The sequence below is a fragment of the Bacillus sp. AFS041924 genome (genome assembly GCF_002577195.1).
Lineage (GTDB): Bacteria > Bacillota > Bacilli > Bacillales > Bacillaceae_G > Gottfriedia.
Genome location: NZ_NULG01000011.1, coordinates 1 through 5,471, shown reverse-complemented (window position 1 = coordinate 5,471; position 5,471 = coordinate 1). Strand labels below are relative to the sequence as shown.

Sequence of the window (5,471 nt, the reverse complement as noted above, 5' to 3'; positions counted from 1 at the left end):
CCGCTCCTCATCAGGCTTCCACTTCGAAAGACAAGCGGTTGCAATCAGACTAAAAAATCAAACTTATGGGACTTTGTCTAGACACACTGAAGCACTTCCTTGATTGGAAGTGCTTTTATTAATTATAAACACATACAATTAATTAGAAAATAATTCATGAGGTGAAAATCTTGAATATTAACAATCAGCCTTTTTCTTTTCATCCAAGAAGATACGATTTTAATGAACTTTCAAAAGATATTAGGGTTTTAGTTCAAGAATTTCCTTTTCTCCGTTTAAGCACGATTGGACGTAGCGTATTGGATCTGCCACTATATGAAATTCAAATTGGAAATGGACAAAGAAAAGTACATTGGAATGGTTCTTTTCATGCAAATGAATGGATTACAACCTGTGTCATTATGAAGATGATTAGTTGGGTATGTAACACTTTAACCTCAGAAGAATTACCCTTTCATAAAGAATTGTTAGCCTTATTTAGTGAAAATACTTTGTCGATTGTCCCAATGGTTAATCCTGATGGGGTAAATTTGGTTATTAATGAAGTTGTTGAACAAAATGAATTTATGGAATTTGCAAATAAAATAAACGAAGGAAATGATGGATTTACTGGATGGAAAGCAAATATTAGAGGTGTCGATTTAAACAATCAATTTCCGGCAAATTGGGAGCTTGAAAAAGAAAGAAAGAAGCAAAAAACTTATGCTCCAAGAGACTACCCAGGAGACACGCCTTTAAGTGAACCAGAAACAATTGCAATGAGTAATTTAGCAATCGAAAGGCAGTTTGATCTTATTTTAGCTTTGCATACACAAGGTAAAGAATTTTATTGGGGTTATGGCAATTTTGAGCCACCTATATCGGAGGTCTACGCTAATTATTTTTCGAGTGTTAGTCCGTATAAAGCTGTAAAAACGATTGATAGCCATGCAGGTTATAAAGATTGGTATATACAAGAATTTCAAAAACCTGGATTTACACTTGAATTAGGCAAAGGAATTAATCCATTACCACTTTCTATGTTTGAATCCATTTTTTCAGAGACGTTTCCAATATTGTTAGCGTCATTATTTAATTTAGAAAATTTCAATTCTAACCAATCATTCACAAAATAAAAAAGCTGACAAAAAATTGTCAGCTTTTTTATTTAAGTAACATGCTTTCTATATGTAGAAATAAGTCGTTACAAAAGGAAATAAATTTTATAAGTGTGCTGGTGGATAACCGCTATGTATAATTGTCATAATGGCAAACCAAGCAAATAAAACTAATGTAACACCAGACCAAAAAACAGCTAAGAAGTTCTTATTCTTAAGTGATCCTATTAAAGCTGGAACACATAGAATAGCTACTAATATAAAAATAATAACTGTACCCATTGTAAACCCCCTATAAAATTCTTCAAGCAACCCCTGTTTGCTATCACATCATTATTATTGTAAAACTTTTGTGAACAATTGTCTATTTGAAATTAAGTACTAAAACAAAATTATGATATAGTATTAGATAGATTAAAAAAGAAAGCAGGGTATGAACATGAATGTTTTTCAATTACCATTAGGTCCATTACAAACTAATTGCTATATCTTAAGTAATGATATGAATGAAGCAGTTATTTTTGATCCAGGCGAGGAAGCTGAATTAGTCTTTAATATTATCGAAGAAAATAAATTAAAGCCATTAGCTATTCTTTTAACACATGCCCATTTTGATCATATTGGGGCTGTTGATGATGTGCGTGATGAATATAATATACCCGTTTATATTCATAAATATGAAGCAGATTGGTTAACAGATGGACAAAAAAACGGCTCTGAATTATTTATGAGAAATCAATCAATTTTTGCAAGAGAAGCAGATCACTTGATTGAAAAAGAAAGCAAGATGGAAATTGGTCATTTCTTATTTTCTGTTTTTGAAACACCAGGCCATTCACCAGGAAGTGTTTCATTTTACTGTAAAGAAATAAAAACAGTTTTTTCTGGCGATGCATTATTTGAAGGAAGTATTGGACGAACTGATTTACCAGGTGGTGATCACGACTTGTTGATTAGAAGTATAAAAGGTAAGCTTTTATCTTTACCTGATGATGTAGTTGTATGTAGTGGTCATGGCCCAACAACAACGATAGGCGATGAGAAAAGATATAATCCATTTCTATAAGGTAAGATGATGAAAAACTTAATTATTAAAGAGATAAATAAAAGCAAAGAACATTTTATTACATACGAGCAATTTATATCGTTAGTGCTTTATGAATCTGAAAAAGGTTATTATCAAATGAATGATGAAAAAATCGGTCGAAAAGGTGATTTTTATACTTCAAGCTCTGTGGGGACAGTATATGGTGAAGTAATTGCAGCTACTTTCTGTCGATTTGTTAAGTGTAAACTAATTGAACCTATTTTTATTGAAGTTGGTGGTGGAAATGGAAGATTCGCATCATCATTTCTTTCTTATTGTGAAAAAAATGAGTTTGAAATATATAAACGTCTAACTTACTTTTTAATTGATGCAAGTGACTATCACCGCAATCTACAACAAGAATTATTAGCGAATCATTTGAATATTAACTATTTCTCACATTTATATGAGCTTGAGCAAATCAATAACGGAATGGTATTTTCAAACGAATTGTTTGATGCTTTGACTGTTCGAGTAGTTGAATACAGTCAAAACGAGTGGCATGAGGTAGTAATTACTTTAGATGAACAAAATAATCTCAAAGAAAATCTAGTTAAGATAAAAGATTCTGAAATAAGTGACTTTCTATGCAGAAACAATTTTGATGGAAAAAAAGGACAAAGAGTTGAAATTCCTGTTGGTATGGAAAAAATGTATGACCTTTTACAATCGAAACTTAGTAAAGGAATCATCTTAACGGTTGATTATGGTTTTACTAGGGAAGAGTGGGATGCTCCTCATCGTATAAAGGGAAGTTTACGCGGTTATTACAAGCATGAATTGAAAACAAATATATTAGACAATTTAGGTGCTATGGACATAACTACTCATATACATTGGGATGAATTAAAGAGATTCGGAACGATGTACAATATTGAAAATCTATACTTTTCTAGCCAAAGAGAAGCGTTATTAGATTTTGGGCTATTAAATTGGTTAATACCACATGCTCAGTCTAATCCATTTTCTAGTGAGTATAAACAAAATAGATCTGTACAATCTCTAATGATGCCTGGTGGGATTAGTGATTCATTTCAAATGTTATTGCAAACAAAAGGTATGTCAACTAACGAGCAATTTAAATTAAATGAGTTAATTTCACTTAATGAATACAAATAAAAAAAACCAGTCATATGACTGGTTTTTCTATTATTCACCAAAGCTAGGTACTAATAAGAAAGTACTATAATATGTAAATCCTATAAAGAACACAGTTAAGTATGCGCCAAAGATATAGATGTACATACGCTCAGAAAGCTTCAGAAAGCCTAATACTACGAAAAATGCTGTTTGACATGCGAAAATAAGTGCAGCTGCTGACATATGTCCAACTAAAAACATTACCGTAAATATGGCTGTCCAGAATCCTAGAACGCGGAACATTCGATCCATTCTAAATCCCCCCATAAAAAATTTCTACCCATTCATTATTATAAAATAAGAAAGTTACAATTGTAAACAATGTATTATTACAATTCTAAATTGATTCAAAGATAATGAATTAAACTAGATCCAATATTATTTTTCTTAATTTATTATTTTCTATACATCGATTATAAAAACATACTTTTGTTTTTTATATCTATTTGAATTTTAAGTACATTATTTCGATAAATTAACTTTAGTTTGTATATATATTTTGACCAAAAATGATTTTTTTATTAGTTTTTTATATTTCATAGATTTGATAGACAAGCGAAACGTAAATATAATTGCTTCATACGAAAGGGGGAATAAAAATGGAATCAGTTGAAAAAATGGTTGAAGAACTTCTAAAAAAAGCATGCCATTTTGGGGCCTCGGATATTCATTTATTACCGAAAAAGGATGATGTAGAAATTTATTTTCGTGTTGATGGTGACTTAAAGTTGATTCAGCGAATAAAAAAAGACAAATCCAAGAGGATCATCATGCACTTGAAATTTTTAGGAAGTATGGATATAGGTGAAGTTAGAAGACCACAGACTGGAATTTTAATTGTTCATATTAATGAAATTTTATTATCACTTCGACTGGCAACCTTGCCAACAATCATTGACGAATCAATGGTTATTCGTATTCATCCTCAACAAAAAATTGCACCAATCGAAAGTCTTTCCTTATTCCCATCCACAACACGAAAACTTTTGTCTTTATTACATCATTCACATGGGCTAATGATGTTTACTGGTCCGACCGGCTGCGGTAAAACGACTACATTGTATTCTTTATTACAATCAGCAAAAAATGATATTGCAAGAAATATCATTACCTTAGAAGATCCAATCGAAAGGAAATCAGATGAATATTTTCAAGTTCAGGTAAATGAAAAAGCTGGTTTGACATATGCAACAGGATTAAAAGCAATTCTACGATCAGATCCTGATATTGTAATGGTAGGAGAGATTAGAGATGAAGAGACGGCTAAAATAGCTGTTAGAGCAGCTTTAACTGGTCATTTGGTATTAACGACGATTCATTCTAATAATACAAAAGGTGCCTTATATAGAATGTTAGAACTAGGAATTCCGAAAGAAGAACTATTTCAGGCGATGGTTGCAATCGTATCTCAAAGATTGGTGCCAGTAAAATGTCGTTTTTGTGAAGGAGAATGCGACCCAAATTGTTTTATTAATCGTAGTAACCGAAGATTAGGGGTGTACGAATTACTTTACGGAAACGCATTAAATACAGTAATAAACGAATTTAGAGGGGGACATGAAGAAGTTCATTTAACTACATTAAATCATCAACTAATTAAAGGATATGCATTAGGTTTTATTGATTATAAACAATTAGAAAGAAGTATGTTAAATGGGTAAATATTTTATAAAAAGAAAGTTAACTTATACAGAACAAGCAAAATTATTAAAAATACTAAGTGAGCTTTTGCATAAAGGTTATCCCCTTATTCAAGCGATAGAATTTTTAACAATTCAGTTCCCATATGATCTAAAAGAATTAATAGATAAAGCTAAATTATCTTTATTAGATGGTCAATCATTTATAGACTTTGCTAAGATACTAGGGCTTCATCAAGATGTGCTTGTTTATTTGCATTATGCAGAAAAGCACGGTGATTTGTCCTTTGCTTTAAATGAAGGAAGCTTTATGCTAACTAAAAAAATTCAACATAGAGCCTATATAAGAAAAATCATGGGCTATCCTCTTTTTTTAATCTCAATATTGTTACTTATTTTGTTTTTATTTAGAAATATAATCATTCCTCAATATGAGATGCTATTTTCAACATTTCATTCCAATCAAAATTCTTTTATTTTCATCTATTTGAATTAATTTCATAATGC

At 30.9% G+C, this 5,471-nt stretch carries 7 protein-coding genes; 5 read left to right on the top strand and 2 right to left on the bottom strand.

Annotation, left to right across the window (positions count from 1 at the left end; translation table 11 throughout):
* Positions 1-170: 170 nt before the first annotated feature.
* Positions 171-1,115 carry a M14 family metallopeptidase gene (locus tag COC46_RS03925; protein WP_255294803.1) on the top strand — a complete coding sequence of 315 codons (945 nt, stop codon included), beginning with the start codon at positions 171-173 and terminating at the stop codon, positions 1,113-1,115.
* A gap of 87 nt (positions 1,116-1,202) precedes the next feature.
* Here COC46_RS03925 and COC46_RS03920 read toward each other — a convergent pair whose 3' ends face one another.
* The gene (locus COC46_RS03920; RefSeq protein ID WP_098808454.1) at positions 1,203-1,379 is read right to left on the bottom strand and encodes a DUF2759 domain-containing protein; all 177 of its coding nucleotides are present in this window, start codon (positions 1,377-1,379) and stop codon (positions 1,203-1,205) included.
* Positions 1,380-1,536: 157 nt separating this feature from the next.
* On the opposite strand from COC46_RS03920, the gene COC46_RS03915 reads away from it, so the two are divergent.
* Both COC46_RS03915 and COC46_RS03910 read left to right on the top strand, forming a co-directional pair.
* Positions 1,537-2,163, top strand: coding sequence for an MBL fold metallo-hydrolase (locus COC46_RS03915; protein ID WP_098808453.1), 627 nt, complete (start codon positions 1,537-1,539; stop codon positions 2,161-2,163).
* A gap of 9 nt (positions 2,164-2,172) precedes the next feature.
* Positions 2,173-3,303, top strand: a complete 1,131-nt coding sequence (locus tag COC46_RS03910) for an SAM-dependent methyltransferase (protein ID WP_176545051.1) — start codon at positions 2,173-2,175, stop codon at positions 3,301-3,303.
* A gap of 30 nt (positions 3,304-3,333) precedes the next feature.
* Here COC46_RS03910 and COC46_RS03905 read toward each other — a convergent pair whose 3' ends face one another.
* Positions 3,334-3,576, bottom strand: a complete 243-nt coding sequence (locus tag COC46_RS03905; protein ID WP_098808451.1) for a DUF2626 domain-containing protein — start codon at positions 3,574-3,576, stop codon at positions 3,334-3,336.
* Positions 3,577-3,923: 347 nt separating this feature from the next.
* On the opposite strand from COC46_RS03905, the gene comGA reads away from it, so the two are divergent.
* Together comGA and COC46_RS03895 are read left to right on the top strand one after the other, a co-directional pair.
* Entirely contained in the window at positions 3,924-4,985 is a 1,062-nt protein-coding gene (gene comGA / locus COC46_RS03900; RefSeq protein ID WP_098808450.1) for a competence type IV pilus ATPase ComGA, read from the top strand.
* Positions 4,978-5,460, top strand: a complete 483-nt coding sequence (locus COC46_RS03895) for a type II secretion system F family protein (RefSeq protein WP_098808449.1) — start codon at positions 4,978-4,980, stop codon at positions 5,458-5,460. The genes comGA and COC46_RS03895 overlap by 8 nt, the downstream gene beginning before the upstream one ends.
* Positions 5,461-5,471 lie beyond the last annotated feature (11 nt).